The sequence below is a fragment of the Pseudomonas sp. SIMBA_068 genome, from assembly GCF_046534705.1.
Taxonomy (GTDB): Bacteria; Pseudomonadota; Gammaproteobacteria; order Pseudomonadales; family Pseudomonadaceae; genus Aquipseudomonas; species Aquipseudomonas putida.
On the sequence record NZ_JAWRYI010001782.1, the window covers coordinates 1 to 232 of the forward strand.

Below are 232 nucleotides of genomic sequence, written 5' to 3' on the forward strand. Positions count from 1 at the left end.
GGGGAACAGGCGGGCAGTGGCCTTGTTGACGCCGACGTCGGTGGATTGCGCGGACAGTGTCACGGCGACCAGCAGCTCGAACGGGGTGGTGTAGGCCAGTTCTGTCTTCGGGTCTGGATTGTCTTCGTGCAGCCTGCGAAAAATCTCCAGGCGTTTGGCGGCATTCATGAATTCAGAGCTTTCCTTGACGACGTGGGTGGGCAGGGCCCGGACGCAAGCGATTGTACAAGGC

The 232-nt window shown here is 60.8% G+C and carries 1 pseudogene; it reads right to left on the reverse strand.

What is annotated here, in order from left to right:
- Positions 1–168 (reverse strand): annotated as a pseudogene (locus SB756_RS35895) (endonuclease III); the annotation flags it as partial.
- Between the last annotated feature and the right edge of the window lie 64 nt (positions 169–232).